The following is a 20,947-nucleotide window of genomic DNA, read 5'->3' on the forward strand; positions in this document are numbered from 1 at the left end:
TGAGAAAAGTCTTTTTTTTATGGCAATTTTGTTAAATTCAATAGCTATTTTTGTAATATGAACTATTCGGCGGAGCTAAAAAAATTTGTAACCAGTCAGTATGTATATTCTGCCATCAGAATTACATTAGCTACTGTTCTGCCTTGTTTAGTCCTTGCCCACTTCGGGATTTTGAAAGAATACTTCCTTTTCCCACTGGGAACCAGCTTTGTAGCGCTTACAGACCAACCCGGTCCTTTTATCCGAAGAAGAAATGCCCTTACTTTTGCGATCTGTTGTTTTGTCTTTGTAGCCCTCATCGCCAGCCTTGTAATGAACATCAAAGTCCTGGTCATTCTGGAGGTCATTATCTTCGGAATGTTTTTCTCCCTGATCGGCGTTTATGGTCAGAGATTAGCTGCGGTAGGCTCATTATCCCTTGTGGTACTCGCCATCTTTATTGACGGACATCTTACAGGGAGCAATATCTTTAAAAGTTTACTGATTTTTGCTTCCGGCTGTATCTGGTTTTTACTTATATTCCTTATTGTAACTACCATTCGTCCCTATAAACTGGCAAGCCAGATGATTGGGGAAAATTATCTTCAACTGGCTGAGTTTTTAAAGATCAAGGCCAATTACTATCAGAAAAATCCTGATTTTAATAAGTTGACTACTCAGGTTATTGCCAAGCAGATTGAAATAAAAAACCTTCAGGAAGACACCAGGGAAACCGTTTTTAAAACCAGAACCATCGTCAATGAATCTACGACCACCAGTCGTCTATTGATGCTGATGTTCCTAAATTCCATGGACCTTCATGAAAAGCTGATGACTTCTGAAAGTGACTATCAGAAATTACAGCAGAGCTTTGAAGACAGTATGATTCTGGTGAATATCCATGATTATCTTAACCTTTTGGCAGAAGAGATCACCAATATCGGAATTGCCCTTCAAAGTGGTACCAGAGCAAAGCCGATGTTTAATCTGGAACAGGAGTTAAAAAGTTTAAATTATAATTATTTCGAACTCAGAAATAAACAGCTTTCACCGGACAATCTGGAAAATTTCATGATCCTGCGTCAGATCCTGATGCGTATCTATGAAATTACAAAAGAAATCAACGAGATCTATAAAGTATTTTCACAGGATATCAAACTGGCGAAAAGTTTATCAACAGGACTGGACCTTAAGAAATTTATGCCTAATGAGCCTAAATTGAATGCCAAGGTTCTGAGGAATAATATTTCATTATCATCTTCCCATTTCCGTCATGCCATAAGAATTACAACAGCTTTATTGCTGGGATATGTTTTTTCTATGTTCGATTTTCTCGTCCTGGGGCATACGTATTGGATATTAATTACCATTACAGCAATCTTAAAACCAGCTTATTCCATCACTAAACAGAGAAACCTTCTTCGTCTGTATGGAACGATTGCCGGGGCAAGTATTGCTTATGCGATTCTGTATTTTGTACATATTAACGGCGTTTTATTTGCGATCCTTCTGATCAGCATGATCATGTGTTTCAGTTTTCTGAAAGGGAGGTATTTCTGGGCGGTATTATTCATGACGATCTATGTGTTCCTCAGCTTTAATTTTTTAAATCCGGGTAAAGTCAATATTATTTTTAAAGACAGAATTTTTGATACCGCTATTGCCGGAATTATTGCCTTTGCCGTATCCTATATAGTATTACCTGTTTGGGAACATACCCAAAATCTGGATCTGATGAAGAAATCTGCTGCAGACAACCTTATCTATTTCCAGAGTGTGATTTCTAAATTCTTACAGGGAAATTTCGATCTTGAAGATTATAAGGTAAAACGAAAAAATGCCATTATTTCTTTGGCCAACCTCTCTGATAATTTCCAGAGAATGATTTCCGATCCTAAAAATCAGCAGAAAAAACTGGAAGTAGTTCATCAGTTTGTGGCAACGTCTCACCTGATTACTGCCTACACAGCTTCCCTATCCCAATATGCGAAAAGTAATGAACAGTATCCTGAAATAGATGCTGAAAGCTGGAGCAGAAAGATTGAGGCAGAAATGCAGCAGACCTCTACCCTTCTCAACGGAAATGATGTTAATGAAACATTGAAAATGGAAAGCCGCCTTGAGCCGGAAGATTCTTCCATTGAAGATATGCTCCTGAAAAGAAAAACAGAGATTGAGGAAAATGAAATTGTGGACCGAAGAGATCCTGATAAAATTTCCCATTTAACCGAGCTTAAAAATATCCACGATATCCTGGAACTGATCTATGATGTAGCAAAAGAGCAGAGAAAAGTGATCGAAAAATATAAAAACGAAACTGAGCCTACTCCTCCACAATCGTAAAGCAGTAGTCGTCAAAAAACTCTACTCTCGCTTTAAATTCATCTGAAAACTGATCATCATATACTCTGCAGCTTATTTTATGAAGATGTTTCAGCTCGAAAGGTTTTACTTCGTAATTCTTTTTTAAAGACCAGTATTTTGAGTGATGGATTTTGTACATACTTTCTTTTACACTCCATATAATAGTATAGAAAGTATCCGCTTTGTCTTCAGGAATAAATCCACGCTCATTTTCATAGGTAAATTTATCAATTACCCTTAAGATCTTAGGATTGAATTTTTCAACATCAATTCCTATTTTATTTTTAGATAGAGCGATGGCCGCAAAGGGAAAAGAATGCGTAATAGAAATTTCCGCATCGTTGGGAGAAAGAAAAGGTTCTCTTTCCTTATATAAAATTTTAGAATTTGGTTTCAATCCTTTCAGGAGTTTACGAACCATCAGCACCTCCAGTAATTTTTTAGGATGATAATCTTTTACCTTCTCCGCATTTTCCGGCTCGAGAAGCTGGTTGATATCAAGCTCTTCACTTTCATCATACTTCCAAACAAGGATTGTGGCATTATCATCTGAAAAATCTCTGTAGAGGGGCATTCTTTTTTTATTGGACAAAAGTACTAAAAAAAAGCTTGAAGATAGGAGCTGGAAGATGGAAGTTATTATTCGTGGTAAAAGAATTTTCAGACTTTACAAAAGAACTGTTTAAGAAAAAACAAACTCTTTGTCTCCTTAATCTTTACAAACCTTCAGCTCCCAGCTCCCATCTTAATTATTTAGACTGATGATTCACATCATTTCTATGCTCTACAATTTCCAGATTGGCATCCACGAAATAAGCACTTCCGAATCCGTTTACATACGATCCTTTTACAGGCTGCAAAGCAATTAAAATAAAATCTCCCATTTCGGAAATGACATCTACAACTTTCCCATGATTTTCTTTAAGTTTCGCCACTACAGTATTCCATACTTCAGAATCTCTATCAATCTGAGAAGTGGTCGCTTCAATGGTAAGACGTTCGCGGGCATAGATCTGTTTAGTGGCAGATTCATCTTCAATAAACATAATGGATGTTTTTCTTCCGTCTGCAAGGTTTTTAGTATGTTTTGCCATAAAAGATACCAGAATATAGAATGTCTGCTCTACCTGAACAAAAGGAGCATAACTTGAATTGGGATTTCCTTCGGCATCTACAGTAGCGAGAATGATGCTTTTAGAAGAATTGATCAGTTCCTGTACTTTGGGAGCAACAGGTTTGATTTTCTTTTCCGTATGGGTTTGATTCATAATATATTTATTTATCAGCTAAAATTAGTTATTTATATTAAGACTAAATAATATTAACTCATGTTTAATCTCATAAAACTGAACTTGATCTGTTGTTTTTATATCTTAATTATAAATCGTAATTTTGCCTTTCGTTATCAATTGAATTTAAAAACTATTCATTACATATGAGTACTACAACACAATACGTTCCTTATAAAGTTAAGGACATCTCCCTTGCAGAATGGGGTAGAAAAGAAATCACCCTTGCAGAAGCAGAAATGCCTGGTTTGATGGCTATCCGTGAAGAATACGGACCGTCTCAGCCGCTGAAAGGAGCAAGAATCGCAGGATGTCTTCACATGACCATCCAAACGGCTGTGCTTATCGAGACTCTTGTAGCTTTAGGAGCTGAAGTTACATGGTCATCTTGTAATATTTTCTCTACACAGGATCACGCTGCTGCTGCTATTGCTGCTGCAGGAATTCCGGTGTATGCGTGGAAAGGATTAAATGAAGAGGAGTTTGACTGGTGTATTGAGCAGACTTTGTTCTTCGGTGAAGACAGAAAGCCATTAAACATGATCCTTGATGATGGTGGAGATTTAACAAACATGGTTTTTGATAAATACCCTGAGTTCACAAAAGATATCAAAGGTCTTTCTGAAGAAACCACTACAGGTGTTCACAGACTTTACGAAAGAATGAAGAACGGAACTTTAGTAATGCCTGCCATCAACGTAAATGATTCGGTTACCAAATCTAAATTCGACAACAAATACGGATGTAAAGAATCTGCTGTAGATGCAGTAAGAAGAGCTACAGACGTAATGTTAGCCGGAAAAAGAGTGGTTGTTTGCGGATACGGAGATGTAGGTAAAGGTACTGCTGCTTCTTTCAGAGGAGCTGGTTCTATCGTTACTGTTACAGAAATTGACCCAATCTGTGCGCTTCAGGCAGCTATGGACGGATATGAAGTAAAAAGATTGGATACTGTAGTAGACAATGCTGATATCATCATTACTACAACAGGTAACTTCAATATCGTAAGAGGAGAACATTTCCTTAAAATGAAAGATAAAGCGATCGTTTGTAACATCGGTCACTTCGATAATGAAATCGATATGGCCTGGTTAAACAAAAACTACGGTCAGACTAAATCTGAAGTGAAGCCTCAGGTAGATATTTATACTATCGAAGGAAAAGAAGTAATCATCCTTGCAGAAGGTAGATTGGTTAACTTAGGATGTGCTACAGGTCACCCAAGTTTTGTAATGTCTAACTCTTTCTCTAACCAGACGTTGGCTCAGATCGAGCTATGGAATAACTCTGCGGCTTACAAAAACGAAGTATATATGCTTCCTAAGCACTTAGATGAGAAAGTAGCTGCTTTACACCTTAAGAAATTAAGCGTAGAGCTTGAAACTCTTTCTCCTGAGCAGGCTGAATACATCGGAGTAGACGTAAAAGGGCCATTCAAGCCTGAATACTACAGATACTAAGATCTTAATAAAACATGATATGATCCCACTATTTCTAAGATAGTGGGATTTTTTTATGCAGTGTATGAAGCATTTCTTATTTTTGCCGACTAAAAAAATAACATGAAAAAATTCTTATTTCTGGGACTCATGAGCTCTGCTCTATTCTTTAACAGCTGCAGCAGTAATGATGATAATGAAGGAAACAATACATCTTCTAAAGTATTATTGAGCAAAGTTACTATAGTTTATTATGACAATCCGGCACAGCCGCAGACCAGCATACAAACTCTGGAATACAATAATCAGGGTGAACTTATAAAAGCATCATCTGCTTCTGGAACTTCCAAGTTCGAATACAGTAACGGGAAACCTACTAAAACCACTTATTATAAGCCGGATGGTACGGTAGACTATTATTCAGCCTATACTTACAATGGAGATCTGCTTACAACAGTTAAGGCAATCTATACTACTACCCCGGATAACAACAGAACGATTAGTTATAATTACAATACCAACGGACAGGTAATTTCTTCATCTCTTTGCCAGTCACCTGCCTGTTCCAACCCCATCGTGGATACTTATACTTATGACGGAAATAATATTTCATCAGAAACTTCAGAAGGTGGAGGATCCAGCTACAGCACTAAAGTTGTTTACTCTTACGATGATAAACTGAACCCGTACTTCAATATCAACAAATACGTAAAAATTATGATGGGAGGAGCTTATGCTGTAAGCCAAAACAATTATCTTGTAGAAAAGATAAGCTTTAAAAGTAACGGAACCTGGACACAAAACCAAACCCGAACTTCCACCATTCAATACAACAGCGCAGGTTTTCCTACTCAGGTGATCTCAAAAGAAGCCAACGGAAACCTTTCCGCTCAATATAACTACGAATACATCACTCAATAAGACAAAGCTCTCCAATGTGGAGAGTTTTTTATGGACTCAATATTTTGTTGCCCATTCTTATGGCAGTTTTTACCAATAATTATTATATTTAGTCCTTTATTTAATAAAAACTTTTAATACATGAAAAACCAGTTATTTGTTGGGTTGATGAGCTCATTTTTATTCCTCAGCTGTAGCAGCAATAATGACGAAAATAATGAACCCAATCCTTCGGATCCTCAAATATTATTAAGTAAAGTCACTACAGTTTCTTATACAAGTCCCTCCGGCCCACAAACCAGTATTACAAAATTTGATTATAACAGTCAGAAACAGTTACTTAAAATTACATCAGAAAATACAACGTCCGTTCTGGAATATGACAGTGCCGGAAAACCTTCAAAAATTACTTACCAGAAACCAGATGGCACCGTAGCTTATTATAAAACCTTTACTTATAATGGTGATCAGCTTACGACGGTTAAAACAATATATTCCGATACCCACTATAACACGGCAATGACTTATACCAATGGTAAAGTTACTGCTACTTCTACTTGTGAGTCTTCCAATTGCCCAATCCCGTCTACTATGTCCTATACTTATAGTGGTGAAAATGTTTCGGAAGAAATCTCAGTTAATGATGGTATTGGTGGTCCTCATATCAATAAAAGAGAATTTTCATATGATAACAAAATAAATCCCTATTCTTTGCTGGGCAAATATTTCAGAGCGATTACAGGAGAAGCACAGTTTTTAAGTCAGAATAATTATACCACATTAAAAATAAGTGGCAAAGATGACGCTGGAAACTGGAATCAAATTTTAAATTTCAACTATCAGATAGAATATAATAATAATCAATTGCCAACTCAGGTCATGGTAAAAGTGGATAATAATGATTATGCAAAATATACTTACGAATACATCACTCAATAAGACAAAGCTCTCCATTTTGGGGAGTTTTTTTATCAGCTGATTCCCGCTATCCGCTCATACTCCTCACGCCAGCCCAATCATTCAATAGGAACGGGCTTTAGCCCGTTTATATAAAATAAAAATAACATCCATCGGCTTTAGCCGAAACATAAACCTACCTCATCCTTCTATTCAGTATTTTTCCCATATTTTCCCCTTACAGGAGCTGTATTTATAAAAAATGAATATCTTAGCCCTCTTAAATAAAACATTAAACTATGAAAAAACAAAGAGTATCGAATGCATTCGTTGCTGCGTCGTGGGTAGCATTGGGAGCGGGAATGATTGGCTTTATAGTTGGTCTTGCAAGGGCAGAAATGCTGCTGAATGAGAAGGGATATTATTTCACCATTCTTCTCTATGGTTTATTCGCGGTGGTTTCTTTACAGAAAGCCGTACGTGACAAATTAGAAAACATTCAGGTAACCGATATTTATTATGGGATCTGCTGGTTTGCAACATTATCATCTATTGTACTACTGGCCATCGGACTTTGGAATGCCACCATCCTTCCCAGCGAAAAAGGTTTTTATGCCTTTGCTTTTTTACTTGCGCTCTTCGGAGCCATCGCAGTTCAGAAAAACACCCGTGATAACATGCTACAGGAATAAAGAAAACTCTCCAAAACGGAGAGTTTTTTATTTATATAAATGCATTAAAATTCATAAAATACTATAAATTCAACATTTAAGTTAAAAATATATTAAGTTTTTTGTTATTTTAGCAGTGCTTATTTCACAAACTAATGACATGTACAAAAAACTAATAACTTCTGCCCTGTTTATAGCAGTATTTCAGCTTTCAAAAGCACAAAATGAGTTTATTACAATCTGGAAAACACAGAATGCACAACTCATTAAATTTCCCGGCAGAGGAACCAACTTCAAAGTATATTGGGAAGAAGTTGGATATCCTCAGCATAACGGCACTATGAGCAATGTAACTTCCACTACCGAATTTATTATCAACTTAGGTGTACCTTCTAACCCTGTGCCGTCTCAGGCCAGCTACAGAATTAAAATCAGTGACGGAAACGGAAGTTTTGATCAGGTAAGATTCTTTGATAATACATTAACTCCTACCTACAATGCCTCAGACCGCTCAAAAATCACTCAGATTACCCAATGGGGGAATATAAAATGGAAAAGCTTTGACAATGCTTTTGTATATTGTGATAATATGGACGTAACAGCCACAGATGTACCAGACCTCAGCATGGTCACCAGTATGCGCCAGATGTTTTATTTGTGTACTTCACTCATCGGCAATCCTTCTTTCGACACGTGGAACACCTCCACCATCACAGATATGTATTATATGTTTGGTGACAATTATCTCTTCAACCAGCCACTGGGAAACTGGGATACTTCAAATGTTACAGATATGTCATATATGTTTGACTATACCGGATTCAACCAATCTTTAAGCAAATGGAACACTGCTAAGGTTACCACTATGGAACATATGTTTCATGATTCTGAAAATTTTAACCAGGACCTTCAAAACTGGAATACAGCCAATGTCACTAATATGAACGAAATGTTCCGTGAGACCGCTTTTAATCAAAATATCGGAAGATGGAATCTAAGTTCATTAACCACAGCAACCGGAATGTTTCTCAATTCTGCAATGAGCTGTGTGAATTATGATAAAACACTTTTTGGATGGAGTCAGAGCTCGTCAACACCTAATAATATTGATTTATCAAGTGCTTCGCCATTAATCTATTCTCATGCTGATGCTGTAACTGCCAGAAATTATTTAATGAATAATAAAGGCTGGACTATATCGGGAGACGTTTACAACGGACTCTGCAACCAGACACTGTCAACCTCTGAGCGAAATTTCAATAGCAAAGCATCTATTTATCCTAATCCGGCAAAAGATCATATTTATCTGAAAAATATTACAAATGCAGTAAGTTATATCATCACCGATATGAATGGAAGAACTGTTGCAAGGGACAACCTTAAAGATGAAAAGATTAATGTCAGACTTTTAACTCCGGGAAATTATATTCTGCAAATTTCGACAAAGAATGCAACTCATTCACTCCCATTCATCAAACAATAAACTACTATCATAAAACGATAACCATGATTTTAAAAAAAATTCCAACACTCATTTTTCTTTTACTGATATTCCTGGTAAAGGCGCAAAATGAATTTATTACCATCTGGAAGCCGGCATCCACTGTATTACCGGCAGTCAATGTAGACGCTCCCTATCAGGCAACCACACAGCAAATTTGGTTTCCCGGGATTGGCGATAATTATGATATTTACTGGGAGGAAGTGGGCTATCCGCAACACAATGGCTCCCTTCTCGATGTAACTTCTACAAAACAGGTTCTTATCGACTTCGGAACGTCGATCGCAGAAAAAAATGATGCCAAATACAGGGTAAAAGTTACAAATGGTAACGGAATTTTCAGGCAGATAAAATTTGGAACCCCTCAATTATTTCCCGGTCCTGAGCAAATCATCCCTATCTGGCAGGTCAATGGAAGTTCAGATAAAATACTGGAAATAGAACAATGGGGTAATATTTCGTGGACTACCATGGAGAGTGCCTTCAGTCTGTGCAGGCTTATGCAGCTTACGGCAACAGATACTCCTAATCTTAATAATGTAGAAGATGCATCTTTCATGTTTTATGGCACCACCAGCTTTATGGGTGCCAGCTCTATGCAAAACTGGGATACTTCGAAAATTAAGAATTTCAGTTTTATGCTGTCTCTTTTATTTGATGTGAATCCATCTTCTTCAGTAATAGAACAGTTCAACTCACCTTATCTGGATAGCTGGAATATGTCTTCTGCTACCAACCTCAGCTATATGTTGGGTAACAGAACTGTTTTTAACCAGACTCTTAATAGCTGGGACGTTTCAAAGGTGACGGATATGAGCTGGATGTTTGGGCAGTGTTTAAGCTTTAATCAACGACTTGACAACTGGGATACTTCAAGCCTGGAGGATATGCATTTTATGTTTCATATGATTCCTGTTTTCAACCAGCCGTTAAACTGGAATACTTCCAAAGTGACCAATATGGCCCATGTCTTTCATGGCTGTACAACCTTTAATCAGTCTTTAGACAATTGGGATATGACAAAGGTGACCAGAATAGATCAAATGCTTAATATTGCCTCAGGTTTCAATCAGTCCTTAGGAAACTGGAACTTAGTTTCTCTTACCAATGGTAATGGTGCTTTAACACTGTCTGGTCTTAATTGTGAAAATTACAGTAAAACATTGATGGGATGGGCCAACAACCCCAATACAGCCAACAATGTCTCATTAGGTTCTGTACAAGGGCTAAAATATGCTTCCAACGCTTCAGACAAAAGGGATATTCTTATCAATAAAGGCTGGTTAATAATAGGTGATGCTCCCGGAAGCTGCTTATTATCTTCATCGGATGTAAAGCTGAATAAAAAACTTTCGCTATACCCTAACCCTGCAGTGGATGATATTCACGTTGAAGGATTAAGTGATATAAAGAGCTATAAAATTTATGATGCCAGCGGAAGACTGGTAAAGGAAGGGAATCCCAATAATGATATCATCAATGTAAGCTCCCTGCCTAAAGGAAATTATATGATACAACTGATCATGAAAGAAAACACCTTCTCTTCAAAATTCATTAAGAAATAACTATAATCCTTAATATGGTACTGAAAAAATTTTTGGCTGGCTTTTTTATCCTGCTGGTATTCATAGCGAAAGCTCAGAATGAATTTATCACGATCTGGAAGCCGGCATCTACGATAACACAGCCAATCACTGTAAGTGCTCCCTATCAGGCAAGTTCTCAACAAATATGGTTTCCGGGAATTGGTGAGAACTATGATATTTATTGGGAAGAAGTAGACTATCCCCAGCACAACGGTTCTCTTACCAATATAACTTCTACAAAACAGGTTCTTATTGATTTTGGGATATCCATCGCAGATAAGGATGCTGCAAAATACAGAGTAAAAGTGAGTAACGGAAATGGGGTTTTTCAACAGATAAAATTTGGAGATGTACAGGAAGTTCAGCTTCCGGATCAGATTTTTCCGATCTGGCAGGTCAACGGAAGCGCTGATAAAATATTGGAAATAGAACAATGGGGAAACATTGCCTGGACATCGATGAACAATGCCTTCAGCCAATGTAAACTCGTTCAGATCACTGCTACAGACATTCCCGACCTAAGTAATGTTGAAGATGCTTCTTATATGTTTTATGGTACAAAAAGCTTTACAGGCGCAAGCTCCATGCAAAACTGGGATACTTCCAAGGTTAAGCATTTCAGATTTATGTTTGCTCTTATCTTTGACACCATCATAAGCTCAGTTTCTGATCAGTTCAATCCTCCTTACTTTAATAGCTGGGACATGTCCTCTGCAACTGATCTCAGTTTTATGTTTGCAGGAAGAGGAATCTTTAACCAGACATTAAACAACTGGGACGTTTCGAGCGTAACGGATATGAAGTGGATGTTTGCTCTTTGCCCAAACTATAATCAGCCCATGGATAACTGGGATACTTCAAGCCTCGAAGACATCCGTTTTATGTTCCATTTTGATTCCGGTTTCAATCAATCTTTAAACCATTGGAACACTTCTAAAATTACCAATATGGCCCATGCTATTCATGGCTGCACAGCCTTTAATCATTCCCTGGAAAATTGGGACATGACCAAGGTTACCAGAATAGATCAGATTCTTAAGGAAACTCCGAATTTCAATCAATCCCTTGCAAGCTGGAATCTTGCCAGCGTTAATAACGGAGCTCAGGCTTTGATGCAGACAGGAATGGATTGTGAAAACTTCAGTAAAACACTTGCAGGATGGGCAGATAATCCCGACACTGCCAATAATATTGATTTAGATATTGTAACACCTTTGACGTATGCTTCCAATGCAGCAGATAAAAGGAATATTCTCATCAGCAAGGGATGGACGATGTCGGGTGATACGGTAGGAAACTGTTTACTGTCCTCATCAGAAGTTAAGCTGAATAAAAAACTTTCGCTATATCCCAATCCCGCTGTGGATGATATTCATATTGAAGGACTAAGTGACATTAAAAATTACAGAATTTTTGATGCAAGCGGAAGACTTGTACTGGAAGGAAATCCCAACAGGGATATGATTAATGTAGGATCTTTACCAAAAGGGAATTACATTTTGCAGCTGATTCTTAAAGAAAAAACAATCTCTTCAAAATTCATTAAAAAATAAAATAAAAGCCTCGCTGAAAAGTGAGGCTTTTATTTTTGAGTTTAAAAACTCAACTATTTATCAAAATGATTAGGATGCTGTGCTTTGATATCATCCACAGTTCCTAAAACTTTATCTTTTAAAGAATCCTGGTATTTCTGAAGTTTTGCAGCGACTTCTTCATTACCGCTTCCTAAAATTTTTGCGGCTAAAATCCCTGCATTCAAAGCACCGTTCAAGGCTACGGTAGCTACCGGAATTCCACCGGGCATTTGAAGAATAGACAACACAGAATCCCATCCGTCTATAGAATTACTGGACAAAATCGGAACTCCGATTACCGGAAGTGTAGTACAGCTTGCTACCATCCCCGGAAGGTGGGCCGCTCCTCCGGCTCCTGCTACAATTACCTTAAGGCCTCTTTCCTGAGCAGTCTTTGCATAATCGAACATTCTTTCCGGTGTTCTGTGCGCTGAAACTACTGTTAATTCATAAGGGATATCAAGGCTTTTCAGAAAATTTGCAGCCTGTTCCATGATCGGCAGATCACTCTGACTGCCCATAATAATTCCTACCATCTTCAATTTTATTAGATGTTCAAAGATAAAAAATAAAAATGTAAAGAGGAAAGACTACAAAAAATCCGGGAAACGATTTATGATTATAATTCCTAAAATAATTTAATCTTTCAATAGATCTTCCATTTAAAATGTAAAGAATTAATAAAGTTATTTTTGGCTCAGATTTTTCATCTGTACTCCTATAAATTACAGTATCTGTATCCATAAAAATCGCTGGAAAAATAGATATATTTGCTGTTACACCACATTAAAATTGAAAGATTATAAACTTACACTGGCTGTATGTACCGTTGCAATTGTCTGGGGTACTACGTTTTTATCAATAAGGGTTGCGGTAGAAACTATTCCTGCCTGGTTTGTAGCAGGAATACGTCAATTCCTTGCAGCGATTATCATGTTCCTTATTCTTACCTACAGAAAAGAATTCAAATGGATAGGCTGGAGAAGTTTGAAGTATCAGTTGATCTTCTCTTTATTAATGCTTGTGATTGCGAACGGAATGACTACAGTAGCGGAAGAGGAAGTTACCAGCAGCCTTACTTCACTGATAAGTGCCTGCTCCCCTATCCTGGTATTTTTCGGAAGTATGGCTCTTGGTCTGCAGAAATTCAGCTGGCGGGCTTTTACAGGCGTAGTTTTGTGTTTCAGCGGCATCCTTTTTATCTTCTGGGATGGCATTAATGATCTGAAAAACCCGGATTATGCACTGGGAATATTATTCTTATTCATTGCCATTGCAGGATGGGCTTCAGGAACTATTTTTACCAAAAAACTCAATATTCAAAGCGGGAATATCTCACTTAACCTGTTTTACCAGTTTGCTTTTGCAGGAATTATCCAGATAATTTTTGCCTTCCTTTTTTCAGAAGACTACAACTTCGGAAACTGGAGCCTGAAAAGTATTTCTGCGATGCTTTATTTATCGTGCTTCGGCTCTGTAGCTGCATTTTTTGCTTTTCATTATGCATTGACCAAGGTTTCTCCGGTTCAGGTATCCATCCTGGCTTATATCAATACGGTAATCTCCATTTTTTTAAGCTGGATGATTCTGGATGAAAAAATTTCTGCCAAATTCATCATTGCAGCAGTACTTATTATTGTAGGGGTTTTTGTTATCAATTACAATCCTGCCATGTTTAAAAGGCAGAGAATCGAGTCGTAAATCAGGAAATAATCTCAACCGGTCTATTCCTCTGTTTTTTAATTTATTAAACAGAATTAAAATCAGATCCGTCTTATCGGGATTTTATATTTCCTTGATTTTTTCTTATATTGTATACTCCAACCGATACAATATGCTGAAAAACACATTTTTTTTATTACTGGCTGCCTCTTTTCTATTGGTAAGCTGTGATTACAAAGAGAAGGAAAAGAACCTGACAGACAGGGAAAAACAATTATTAGAAAAAGAAAAAGTATTCGCAAAAAAAGAATCTGAATATCAGTCTCTGCTGAAAATGAGAGACAGTATTTTTGCGAAAAAAGATTCTGTGGTAATCGCTGCTGCATGGCCTGCGGAAATTTCCGGCCCATGGAACGGTAAGGTGATCTGTACAGAATCCAACTGCAGCGAATATGCTGTAGGCGACCAGCGTACTGACATCTGGGAATTTGATAACGATTCTACCCAGCCTATTACCAAAATCATCAACAATAATAATCTGGTAAGGCTTTATACGGGTAAGTTTGAAAACAATGAGATCAGACTGTCTTTCAAAACCGATTCTACAGCTAAAAAGAATGTAGAAATGAACGTTCTTCTTAATGATATTTCGGACAACAAGATCAAAGGTACACGCACCATCACATCGGATGGCTGTACCGCCAAGTTCTCTGTTGAATTAGTACGTTCCACAAAATAAACACTTATGATTTTACTGAGTATACACAACCTGAGCCTTCCTATAGAAGATCCGGTACTGAAGTTCCTGTTGGTACTGGTCATCATTCTGGCAGCTCCATTGCTGCTAAATAAAATTAAAGTTCCCCACCTTTTGGGGCTTATCATCGCCGGAGCGATTATTGGTCCGAACGGATTCAATGTATTATCCAGAGACAGCAGTATTGTGGTCACCGGAACTACTGGACTGCTTTACATTATGTTTCTTGCAGGTCTCGAGATTGATATGGGCGACTTTAAAAAGAACAAGTGGAAAAGTCTCACCTTTGGTATTTATACCTTTACGGTTCCTTTTATACTGGGATATCTGGGAGGATATTATCTCTTACATTTCTCCATGCTGACCTCCATTCTGTTTGCCAGTCTTTTTTCGTCTCATACCCTTATTGCATATCCGCTTGTGAGCAAGTTGGGAATTGCGAAAAATAAGGCGGTTAATATTACCGTTGGAGGAACGATGATCACAGATATTCTTGCCTTATTGGTACTTGCCGTGATTGTAGGAATGTCTCAGGGAGATGTAGGAACCGAATTTTGGGTCAAATTATCGGTTTCTTTTGTGGTATTTGCCCTCATTGTACTTATTGTATTCCCGATTATCGGACGTTGGTTTTTCAAAAGAGTGGATGATAAAATCTCACAGTATATTTTTGTCCTGGTCATGATTTATCTGGCTGCTATGCTGGCTGAACTGGCTGGTGTAGAAGCTATCATCGGAGCATTCTTTGCCGGACTGGCCTTAAACAGACTCATCCCTCACACTTCTTCTTTAATGAACAGGGTAGAGTTTGTAGGAAATGCTATATTCATCCCTTTTTTCCTGATTAGTGTAGGAATGTTGATTGATTTTAAAGTTTTCTTTAAAAGCTGGGAAACCCTGGAAGTTGCCGGAATTATGCTGGTTGCCTCCATCGGAGGAAAATATCTCTCTGCGGTTGCGACTCAGAAAACATTCAGACTAACAAAAGAGGAAGGAAAGCTAATTTTCGGATTAAGTTCTGCCTCGGCAGCAGCAACACTGGCTTCTGTAATGGTAGGATACAACATCATCCTTTCTGAAACCGAAACCGGAGAGCCTGTAAGATTATTAAACGAACACGTACTGAACGGAAGTATTCTTCTGATCCTGATTTCATGTACCATCTCCTCTTTCATTTCTATGGCGAGCGCCCAGAAAATTGCAGAAAGTGACAATGAAGATACAGTTTCGGGAAATACGCATGAAGAAGAAAATATTCTCTTAGCCATCAACCACGAAGCCACTGTGGAGAGAATGGTGAATCTGGGAATTCTGATCAAGGCACATTCCAATACGGAAGATCTTTTTGCTTTGAATGTCATCAACGAAGATAAAAATGAATCTTCGGTAAAGAATGCGGAGAAACTTCTCCATCAGGCAGCAGATGCAGCCGCAGCGGCAGATGTTAAATTGCAGGCTTTAAAAAGATATGACAATGATGTTATCAATGGAGTCAATAATGTGATTAAAGAACAGAAAATCACAGATCTCATTATTGGACTTGAAGATGAAAAAGGGTTCTCCCCTTCTTTTGTATATAATCTTTACAACGGTTATCTGCAGAATGATGATGTGAATGTACTGGTTTACCATGCGGCACAACCACTTTCCACTATTAAGAAATATGCTGTGATGATTCCCGAAAATGCCCATCAGGAAGCCGGATTCTTCCATGCATTGCTGAGAGTATGGAATATTGCCAGAAACTCCGGTGCCACAGTAGTTTTTTATGCTCCTGAAAATATTATTGATATTCTTCAGAAAATCATTAAAAAAGCCAATATAGAAGCAGAATTTATTATCATGAGCACATGGCAGGACGGAGAAAGAACCGCCGCCCAGCTGAAAGATGATGAAGCCTTGATTATTCTGATGGCCAAGCGCGGCATGAAATCTTACATTCCAAGGATGAGACTGATTCCGGAGCTTTTAAACAGAAACCTGAAAGACAATAATTACCTTCTTATTTTCCCTTTCTCAGAATATGACAAAAACAGTCCGGAAATACGTTCTGTAGGAAATCACGGGGATTTTGTAGAGATTGGAAATGTGATTCAGAAGATATTTAAATAAAAGAAGTTTAGATAGGTTAGAAGCTGGAAGTTATCTGAGTACGAATAATCATTTTTTATCAAATTGTGAAACAATTTGAGTCATCAATAAGATTGATATAAACAAGATGAATATATTGGCTTTAACCGAAATCCAAATTAAGTTTTGGCTAAAGCCAATTGAATTTATAATCATTGATAAACGGGCTAAAGCCCGTTCCTATTGAATTGTTTATTGCACAACATAAAAGGGAGCTGTTTTTTTAAGTTAAAACAGCTCCCTTTTATTTATTTTAAACTGATATTATTCAGCAATTACTCTCACCATTCCTTTTACCTGTACAAGCTTTTCCATTAGCTCTTCTCTGGAATCAGCAAGAACGTTTATATGCCCCATTTTTCTTCCCGGTTTGGTTTCTGTTTTCCCGTATAAGTGGATGTATGTTTCAGGAAGCTTAAGAACATCTTCCATTCCTTCATAGATTACTTTTCCGGCATATCCTTCTGCTCCAACAAGATTCAGCATTCCGCTGTAAGTAATGGCATCGGTATCCGCTAAAGGTAAATTTTTAACCACACGGTACATTTGCTCAAACTGGGAATTCGTATTTCCTTCCTGGCTCTGATGTCCTGAATTGTGCAGTCTTGGTGCCGTTTCATTCACCCATACTTTCCCTTCTTTATCAAGGAATAATTCGATGGCAAATAATCCCGGAGAGTTTACTGCAGCCAGAAATTTCTCTGTAATGGAATCAATCTGGTTCTGAACATCCTCTGTCAGAAGAACCGGACATACATTGAAGTCTAAAAGATTCAGCTTTGGATCGGCTACCATTTCCGTTACAGGGAAAATATTGGTTTCTCCTTTTTCATTTCTTGCAACAATGACGGAAAGTTCTTTTTCAATGTCTACAAGACTTTCTATAACAGAAGCTTCTGTCCATAGATGTTGATAGTCTTCCTCCGTTTGGATCACCTGCACTCCCTTTCCATCATAACCTCCTGTATTCATCTTCTGAACAAATGGCAGTGGCATAATAATCTTCTCATCACTGTTCCATACCACCTGAAACTCAGGACTTGGAATATCATGAGCTTTATAAAATTCTTTCTGAAGGATTTTTTGCTGGATTGTTTTGATAATATTGGCATTGGGAACCACTTTTATTCCCTGCTTTTCAAGTTCTGCCAATGCATCAGCATTTACGTGTTCTATTTCAATGGTTACAACATCTTTATCTTTTCCGAAGTTCAAAACCGTTTCATAGTCATTGAAATTTCCCTGTGTAAAATACGAGATATTATGACATGGCGCATCAGAAGCCGGATCCAGAGTATAGAACTCATCATCATACTTCAGTGCACTTTGTATCAACATTCTTCCCAGCTGTCCGCCTCCCAGAATTCCTATTTTCATTTTTTATTTTTATTAGATTTACTTCTTATTGAATTTTATCGATTTTTAAATACCCAAGTCCCATCGGGTTTTCCTGATTTTCTGCATCAGATTTTTGAAGAACGATAGAATATTTTTCTTTCATACTGGCAGGAAGAATATCGCTCACATTGAAAATATCATCAATATCCACTCCATGCTTATCATCAATATGGCTTACAGCACCTTCAAACCCCATCGTCTGATAAAATTCGGTAGCTTTTGCTCTTTTTACAATTTCACCCATAGATGGTCCTACCATTAAGTGCTGCTCATGAAATTCTTCAAAGAAACCCGGCTTGTAACCTCCCAGATTCAGAAAAAACAACTGATTTTCTGATGTTTTTTCTCCTTTTTCTACAATTTCCACCTTGTACCCGTCTGCAAATCTTACTTCCTGATAACAATCCAGGTGAATTTTCCCTTCTGCTTCCTTCCAAAATTCTTTCATATCAGGAATCAGATCTTTAAGATTCTCCGCTATTCCGAAGAAAACATCGTGCTGCTCAATATTTCTTCCTTTGGGTGTTGCCCCCAGGATGACATAAAATAATTTCATTACATTTTTCATGCATGCAAAAATACGTTAAATTTATCTTTTTCAAATGTTTGGCAGACTACCACAATAATTTTATATTTGTAATATTATTTGTAGTATGTCAGAAATCATCATACTCTTCCTTGGCGCAATTTCAGCGGGTCTTTTAGGTTCACTTACGGGTTTAGGAGGAGGAGTCATCATTATTCCTTTATTAACGCTAGGTTTTGGCGTTCCAATGCATTACGCTATCGGTGCTTCGCTTATTTCTGTGATTGGTACCTCTTCCGGTGCGGCTGTAGCTTTCGTAAAAGAAGGTTTTACCAATATGAGAATCGGGATGTTTCTCGAAATAGCCACCACCGCGGGAGCAATTATGGGTGCCCTGGTTTCAGGAATGCTTAACCCTAACACAATTGGAATTATTTTCGCCAGTATTCTTCTTTTAACAGTTATTTTAAATCTTAAAGGGAAACCTGATCACCAGGAACCTTTAATAAAAGGAAGTCTTGAAGAAAAACTGAAATTATACGGAACATTTCCTGATAAAGGAGTATTGAAAAGCTATTCTGCAAGAAATACAGTTCCCGGATTTTTAATGATGATGTTTGCAGGTGCCATGTCCGGACTTTTAGGAATTGGCTCCGGTGCATTGAAAGTATTGGCGATGGACAATATGATGAAGCTTCCTTTCAAAGTATCTACAACCACCAGTAACTTCATGATCGGAGTAACAGCAGTTGCCAGTGCACTGATCTATTTCCAGAGAGGAGAAATTATTCCTGTGATTGTGGCTCCGGTTTTAATTGGAGTTGTCATCGGAAGTTTTATAGGTTCAAAAACCCTGATGGTATCAAAAACCAAAAAATTAAAAGTATTTTTTGCCATTGTGATTACCATTCTTTCCATTTATATGATGTATAACGGTATCAACAAAAGTTTCAGATAATGAAAAAGAATTTTACAGATGTAGATCTGAACCGTTCGGTAGGAAACCTTCTGAGACTGGGGGTTATTCTGTCTGTGGCTACATCATTGATTGGTTTTATCAAATTATTCTTTGAAGGTTTTAAAATGCCTGAAAAGTATACCAGCCTTGTAGTAGGAACTTCTTCTGAAAAAGTATGGGGACATTTCTGGGATTCTCTGTGTAAAGGGGAAGGTACAGCTATTATTCAGCTGGGTATTCTTTTGTTGATCTTTACCCCTCTGATGAGAATTGTTTTCGCTTTGATAGGTTATTTAAAAGAAAAAGACTACGTATATGTAGTCATTTCTTCTATTGTTTTAGCGATTATGGCGGTAAGTTTCTTTGCTGGTTACGCTCACTAATTTTTACATTTCATAAAACTCTAACGGCAGCTGATCGGGATCCTGGGTAAAGAAAAATTCTTTTCCTGTGAATTCATCTATTCGGATATCTTCACAGTTTAATCCTTTTCTGATCAGTTCATTTCTTTTTTCTGCAACATTTTCAACGGAAAAGGCAAGATGCCTTAAACCACATGCTTCAGGTCTTGATGGTCGTTGTGGAGGATGGGGAAAAGAAAACAGCTCAATCACATAATGATCTCCAATTGCCAGATCAAGTTTATAGGATTGTCTTTCCTCCCGGTAAACTTCACGGATGATATTGAGATCTAAAATTTCCGTATAAAATTTCTTTGAAACGGCATAATCTGAACATATGATTGCAATATGGTGAATCTTCATTTTTATATTTAAATTACTTTTATTATTGTATTTCTTTACAGTTATCCTTTCTTCTTGTATCAATAATGTACTGAATCTTCCATTCATTATTCTGCTTTACCAACTGAAAACTATTAGCACCGCAATGTGATAATTTTCCTTTTAAATAAAAAGAATAAGGAGTGAATACACTTGCCAGATTTCCATCCGTATGCACAGCTTCTACTGTAATTCTTTCATCCAGATCTCCTTTTGTAAATTTGGAAACCGAAGCAACAAAATCCTGTATGCTGTCACTTTTTACCATACCATCTTTAGTGATGGTCTGAAGTACTGCATTCTCTGCAAAAGCTGATCTTACAAGCTCAGAATCTGCATTTTTCATGCCAAGGAAAAGGTTACGGATAGGTTTTTCAATATCTTTACTCTGCTGCCCGAAGCAAGAAATACTGATCAGAACAAGAAATATTATTATTTTATTCATAGTATAGATTTAGATAATTAAAAATAGATAAAATAAAATTTAAATTGATTAACAAATTTTAAAATTCATTTTCCTTAAATTGTGGTCAA

Annotated in this window: 20 protein-coding genes; 13 read left to right on the forward strand and 7 right to left on the reverse strand. The window is 37.3% G+C overall.

Annotated features, from left to right (window positions below; all coding sequences use genetic code 11):
* Nucleotides 1–57: 57 nt before the first annotated feature.
* A complete protein-coding gene (locus tag FB551_RS11135) occupies nucleotides 58–2,322 on the forward strand; it encodes an FUSC family protein (RefSeq protein ID WP_142017492.1) in 2,265 nt (754 codons plus the stop codon).
* Here the strand turns inward: FB551_RS11135 and FB551_RS11140 are convergent.
* Nucleotides 2,303–2,917: a 4'-phosphopantetheinyl transferase family protein gene (locus FB551_RS11140; protein WP_047433996.1), complete on the reverse strand. Its 615-nt coding sequence runs from the start codon at nucleotides 2,915–2,917 to the stop codon at nucleotides 2,303–2,305. The genes FB551_RS11135 and FB551_RS11140 overlap by 20 nt on opposite strands.
* Before the next feature lie 175 nt (nucleotides 2,918–3,092).
* The gene (locus FB551_RS11145) at nucleotides 3,093–3,611 is read right to left on the reverse strand and encodes a pyridoxamine 5'-phosphate oxidase family protein (RefSeq protein WP_047433997.1); all 519 of its coding nucleotides are present in this window, start codon (nucleotides 3,609–3,611) and stop codon (nucleotides 3,093–3,095) included.
* A 167-nt stretch (nucleotides 3,612–3,778) separates the two neighbouring features.
* On the opposite strand from FB551_RS11145, the gene ahcY reads away from it, so the two are divergent.
* From ahcY to FB551_RS11180, 7 genes are all read left to right on the forward strand, one after another.
* The gene (gene ahcY, locus FB551_RS11150; protein WP_047433999.1) at nucleotides 3,779–5,092 is read left to right on the forward strand and encodes an adenosylhomocysteinase; all 1,314 of its coding nucleotides are present in this window, start codon (nucleotides 3,779–3,781) and stop codon (nucleotides 5,090–5,092) included.
* A 102-nt stretch (nucleotides 5,093–5,194) separates the two neighbouring features.
* Nucleotides 5,195–5,992, forward strand: coding sequence for a hypothetical protein (locus FB551_RS11155; protein WP_142017495.1), 798 nt, complete (start codon nucleotides 5,195–5,197; stop codon nucleotides 5,990–5,992).
* 120 nt (nucleotides 5,993–6,112) lie between these two features.
* The gene (locus FB551_RS11160; RefSeq protein WP_142017497.1) at nucleotides 6,113–6,910 is read left to right on the forward strand and encodes a hypothetical protein; all 798 of its coding nucleotides are present in this window, start codon (nucleotides 6,113–6,115) and stop codon (nucleotides 6,908–6,910) included.
* 257 nt (nucleotides 6,911–7,167) lie between these two features.
* The gene (gene yiaA / locus FB551_RS11165; protein ID WP_047434004.1) at nucleotides 7,168–7,560 is read left to right on the forward strand and encodes an inner membrane protein YiaA; all 393 of its coding nucleotides are present in this window, start codon (nucleotides 7,168–7,170) and stop codon (nucleotides 7,558–7,560) included.
* 139 nt (nucleotides 7,561–7,699) lie between these two features.
* Complete coding sequence (locus FB551_RS11170; protein ID WP_142017499.1) at nucleotides 7,700–9,022, forward strand: BspA family leucine-rich repeat surface protein; 1,323 nt, start codon at nucleotides 7,700–7,702, stop codon at nucleotides 9,020–9,022.
* A gap of 23 nt (nucleotides 9,023–9,045) precedes the next feature.
* Nucleotides 9,046–10,605, forward strand: a complete 1,560-nt coding sequence (locus tag FB551_RS11175) for a BspA family leucine-rich repeat surface protein (protein WP_142017501.1) — start codon at nucleotides 9,046–9,048, stop codon at nucleotides 10,603–10,605.
* Nucleotides 10,606–10,619: 14 nt separating this feature from the next.
* A complete protein-coding gene (locus FB551_RS11180) occupies nucleotides 10,620–12,179 on the forward strand; it encodes a BspA family leucine-rich repeat surface protein (RefSeq protein ID WP_142017503.1) in 1,560 nt (519 codons plus the stop codon).
* Nucleotides 12,180–12,232: 53 nt separating this feature from the next.
* Here the strand turns inward: FB551_RS11180 and purE are convergent, their stop codons facing one another.
* Nucleotides 12,233–12,736, reverse strand: a complete 504-nt coding sequence (purE, locus tag FB551_RS11185) for a 5-(carboxyamino)imidazole ribonucleotide mutase (protein WP_034699885.1) — start codon at nucleotides 12,734–12,736, stop codon at nucleotides 12,233–12,235.
* A gap of 256 nt (nucleotides 12,737–12,992) precedes the next feature.
* Between purE and FB551_RS11190 the strand changes: the two genes are divergently transcribed.
* The 3 genes from FB551_RS11190 (at nucleotide 12,993) to FB551_RS11200 (ending at nucleotide 16,731) form a co-directional block, all read left to right on the forward strand.
* Nucleotides 12,993–13,901, forward strand: a complete 909-nt coding sequence (locus FB551_RS11190; RefSeq protein ID WP_142017505.1) for a DMT family transporter — start codon at nucleotides 12,993–12,995, stop codon at nucleotides 13,899–13,901.
* Nucleotides 13,902–14,034: 133 nt separating this feature from the next.
* Nucleotides 14,035–14,601 (forward strand): hypothetical protein, encoded by a 567-nt coding sequence (locus FB551_RS11195; protein ID WP_047434010.1) that lies wholly within the window; start codon nucleotides 14,035–14,037, stop codon nucleotides 14,599–14,601.
* Nucleotides 14,602–14,607: 6 nt separating this feature from the next.
* Nucleotides 14,608–16,731 carry a cation:proton antiporter gene (locus tag FB551_RS11200; protein WP_047434012.1) on the forward strand — a complete coding sequence of 708 codons (2,124 nt, stop codon included), beginning with the start codon at nucleotides 14,608–14,610 and terminating at the stop codon, nucleotides 16,729–16,731.
* A 282-nt stretch (nucleotides 16,732–17,013) separates the two neighbouring features.
* On the opposite strand, the gene FB551_RS11205 is transcribed toward FB551_RS11200, so the two are convergent.
* Together FB551_RS11205 and FB551_RS11210 are read right to left on the reverse strand one after the other, a co-directional pair.
* Entirely contained in the window at nucleotides 17,014–18,126 is a 1,113-nt protein-coding gene (locus FB551_RS11205; RefSeq protein WP_142017507.1) for a 5-(carboxyamino)imidazole ribonucleotide synthase, read from the reverse strand.
* 25 nt (nucleotides 18,127–18,151) lie between these two features.
* Nucleotides 18,152–18,703, reverse strand: coding sequence for a DUF1543 domain-containing protein (locus FB551_RS11210; RefSeq protein WP_142017509.1), 552 nt, complete (start codon nucleotides 18,701–18,703; stop codon nucleotides 18,152–18,154).
* A gap of 97 nt (nucleotides 18,704–18,800) precedes the next feature.
* Here FB551_RS11210 and FB551_RS11215 point away from each other — a divergent pair, with 97 nt between their 5' ends.
* Together FB551_RS11215 and FB551_RS11220 are read left to right on the forward strand one after the other, a co-directional pair.
* The gene (locus FB551_RS11215; protein WP_142017510.1) at nucleotides 18,801–19,631 is read left to right on the forward strand and encodes a sulfite exporter TauE/SafE family protein; all 831 of its coding nucleotides are present in this window, start codon (nucleotides 18,801–18,803) and stop codon (nucleotides 19,629–19,631) included.
* Nucleotides 19,631–20,014 carry a DUF1634 domain-containing protein gene (locus tag FB551_RS11220; RefSeq protein ID WP_034699869.1) on the forward strand — a complete coding sequence of 128 codons (384 nt, stop codon included), beginning with the start codon at nucleotides 19,631–19,633 and terminating at the stop codon, nucleotides 20,012–20,014. Before FB551_RS11215 ends, FB551_RS11220 begins: the two co-directional genes overlap by 1 nt.
* 3 nt (nucleotides 20,015–20,017) lie before the next feature.
* Here FB551_RS11220 and gloA2 read toward each other — a convergent pair whose 3' ends face one another.
* Together gloA2 and FB551_RS11230 are read right to left on the reverse strand one after the other, a co-directional pair.
* Nucleotides 20,018–20,395 carry an SMU1112c/YaeR family gloxylase I-like metalloprotein gene (gloA2, locus tag FB551_RS11225; RefSeq protein WP_142017512.1) on the reverse strand — a complete coding sequence of 126 codons (378 nt, stop codon included), beginning with the start codon at nucleotides 20,393–20,395 and terminating at the stop codon, nucleotides 20,018–20,020.
* Between the two features lie 22 nt (nucleotides 20,396–20,417).
* Nucleotides 20,418–20,858, reverse strand: a complete 441-nt coding sequence (locus FB551_RS11230; protein WP_142017514.1) for a nuclear transport factor 2 family protein — start codon at nucleotides 20,856–20,858, stop codon at nucleotides 20,418–20,420.
* Between the last annotated feature and the right edge of the window lie 89 nt (nucleotides 20,859–20,947).

This window comes from Chryseobacterium aquifrigidense (assembly GCF_006716485.1).
GTDB lineage: Bacteria > Bacteroidota > Bacteroidia > Flavobacteriales > Weeksellaceae > Chryseobacterium > Chryseobacterium vietnamense.

Excerpts from the sequence above, each read along its gene's own strand:
- FB551_RS11195 (WP_047434010.1), top strand. The coding sequence starts at position 14,035 with ATGCTGAAAAACACATTTTTTTTATTACTGGCTGCCTCTTTTCTATTG.
- FB551_RS11155 (WP_142017495.1), top strand. The coding sequence starts at position 5,195 with ATGAAAAAATTCTTATTTCTGGGACTCATGAGCTCTGCTCTATTCTTT.
- FB551_RS11215 (WP_142017510.1), top strand. The coding sequence starts at position 18,801 with ATGTCAGAAATCATCATACTCTTCCTTGGCGCAATTTCAGCGGGTCTT.
- FB551_RS11175 (WP_142017501.1), top strand. The coding sequence starts at position 9,046 with ATGATTTTAAAAAAAATTCCAACACTCATTTTTCTTTTACTGATATTC.
- FB551_RS11170 (WP_142017499.1), top strand. The coding sequence starts at position 7,700 with ATGTACAAAAAACTAATAACTTCTGCCCTGTTTATAGCAGTATTTCAG.
- FB551_RS11210 (WP_142017509.1), bottom strand. The coding sequence starts at position 18,703 with ATGAAATTATTTTATGTCATCCTGGGGGCAACACCCAAAGGAAGAAAT.
- FB551_RS11220 (WP_034699869.1), top strand. The coding sequence starts at position 19,631 with ATGAAAAAGAATTTTACAGATGTAGATCTGAACCGTTCGGTAGGAAAC.
- FB551_RS11140 (WP_047433996.1), bottom strand. The coding sequence starts at position 2,917 with ATGCCCCTCTACAGAGATTTTTCAGATGATAATGCCACAATCCTTGTT.
- FB551_RS11135 (WP_142017492.1), top strand. The coding sequence starts at position 58 with ATGAACTATTCGGCGGAGCTAAAAAAATTTGTAACCAGTCAGTATGTA.
- purE (WP_034699885.1), bottom strand. The coding sequence starts at position 12,736 with ATGGTAGGAATTATTATGGGCAGTCAGAGTGATCTGCCGATCATGGAA.
- FB551_RS11230 (WP_142017514.1), bottom strand. The coding sequence starts at position 20,858 with ATGAATAAAATAATAATATTTCTTGTTCTGATCAGTATTTCTTGCTTC.
- yiaA (WP_047434004.1), top strand. The coding sequence starts at position 7,168 with ATGAAAAAACAAAGAGTATCGAATGCATTCGTTGCTGCGTCGTGGGTA.
- FB551_RS11180 (WP_142017503.1), top strand. The coding sequence starts at position 10,620 with ATGGTACTGAAAAAATTTTTGGCTGGCTTTTTTATCCTGCTGGTATTC.
- FB551_RS11200 (WP_047434012.1), top strand. The coding sequence starts at position 14,608 with ATGATTTTACTGAGTATACACAACCTGAGCCTTCCTATAGAAGATCCG.
- gloA2 (WP_142017512.1), bottom strand. The coding sequence starts at position 20,395 with ATGAAGATTCACCATATTGCAATCATATGTTCAGATTATGCCGTTTCA.
- FB551_RS11145 (WP_047433997.1), bottom strand. The coding sequence starts at position 3,611 with ATGAATCAAACCCATACGGAAAAGAAAATCAAACCTGTTGCTCCCAAA.
- FB551_RS11160 (WP_142017497.1), top strand. The coding sequence starts at position 6,113 with ATGAAAAACCAGTTATTTGTTGGGTTGATGAGCTCATTTTTATTCCTC.
- FB551_RS11205 (WP_142017507.1), bottom strand. The coding sequence starts at position 18,126 with ATGAAAATAGGAATTCTGGGAGGCGGACAGCTGGGAAGAATGTTGATA.
- ahcY (WP_047433999.1), top strand. The coding sequence starts at position 3,779 with ATGAGTACTACAACACAATACGTTCCTTATAAAGTTAAGGACATCTCC.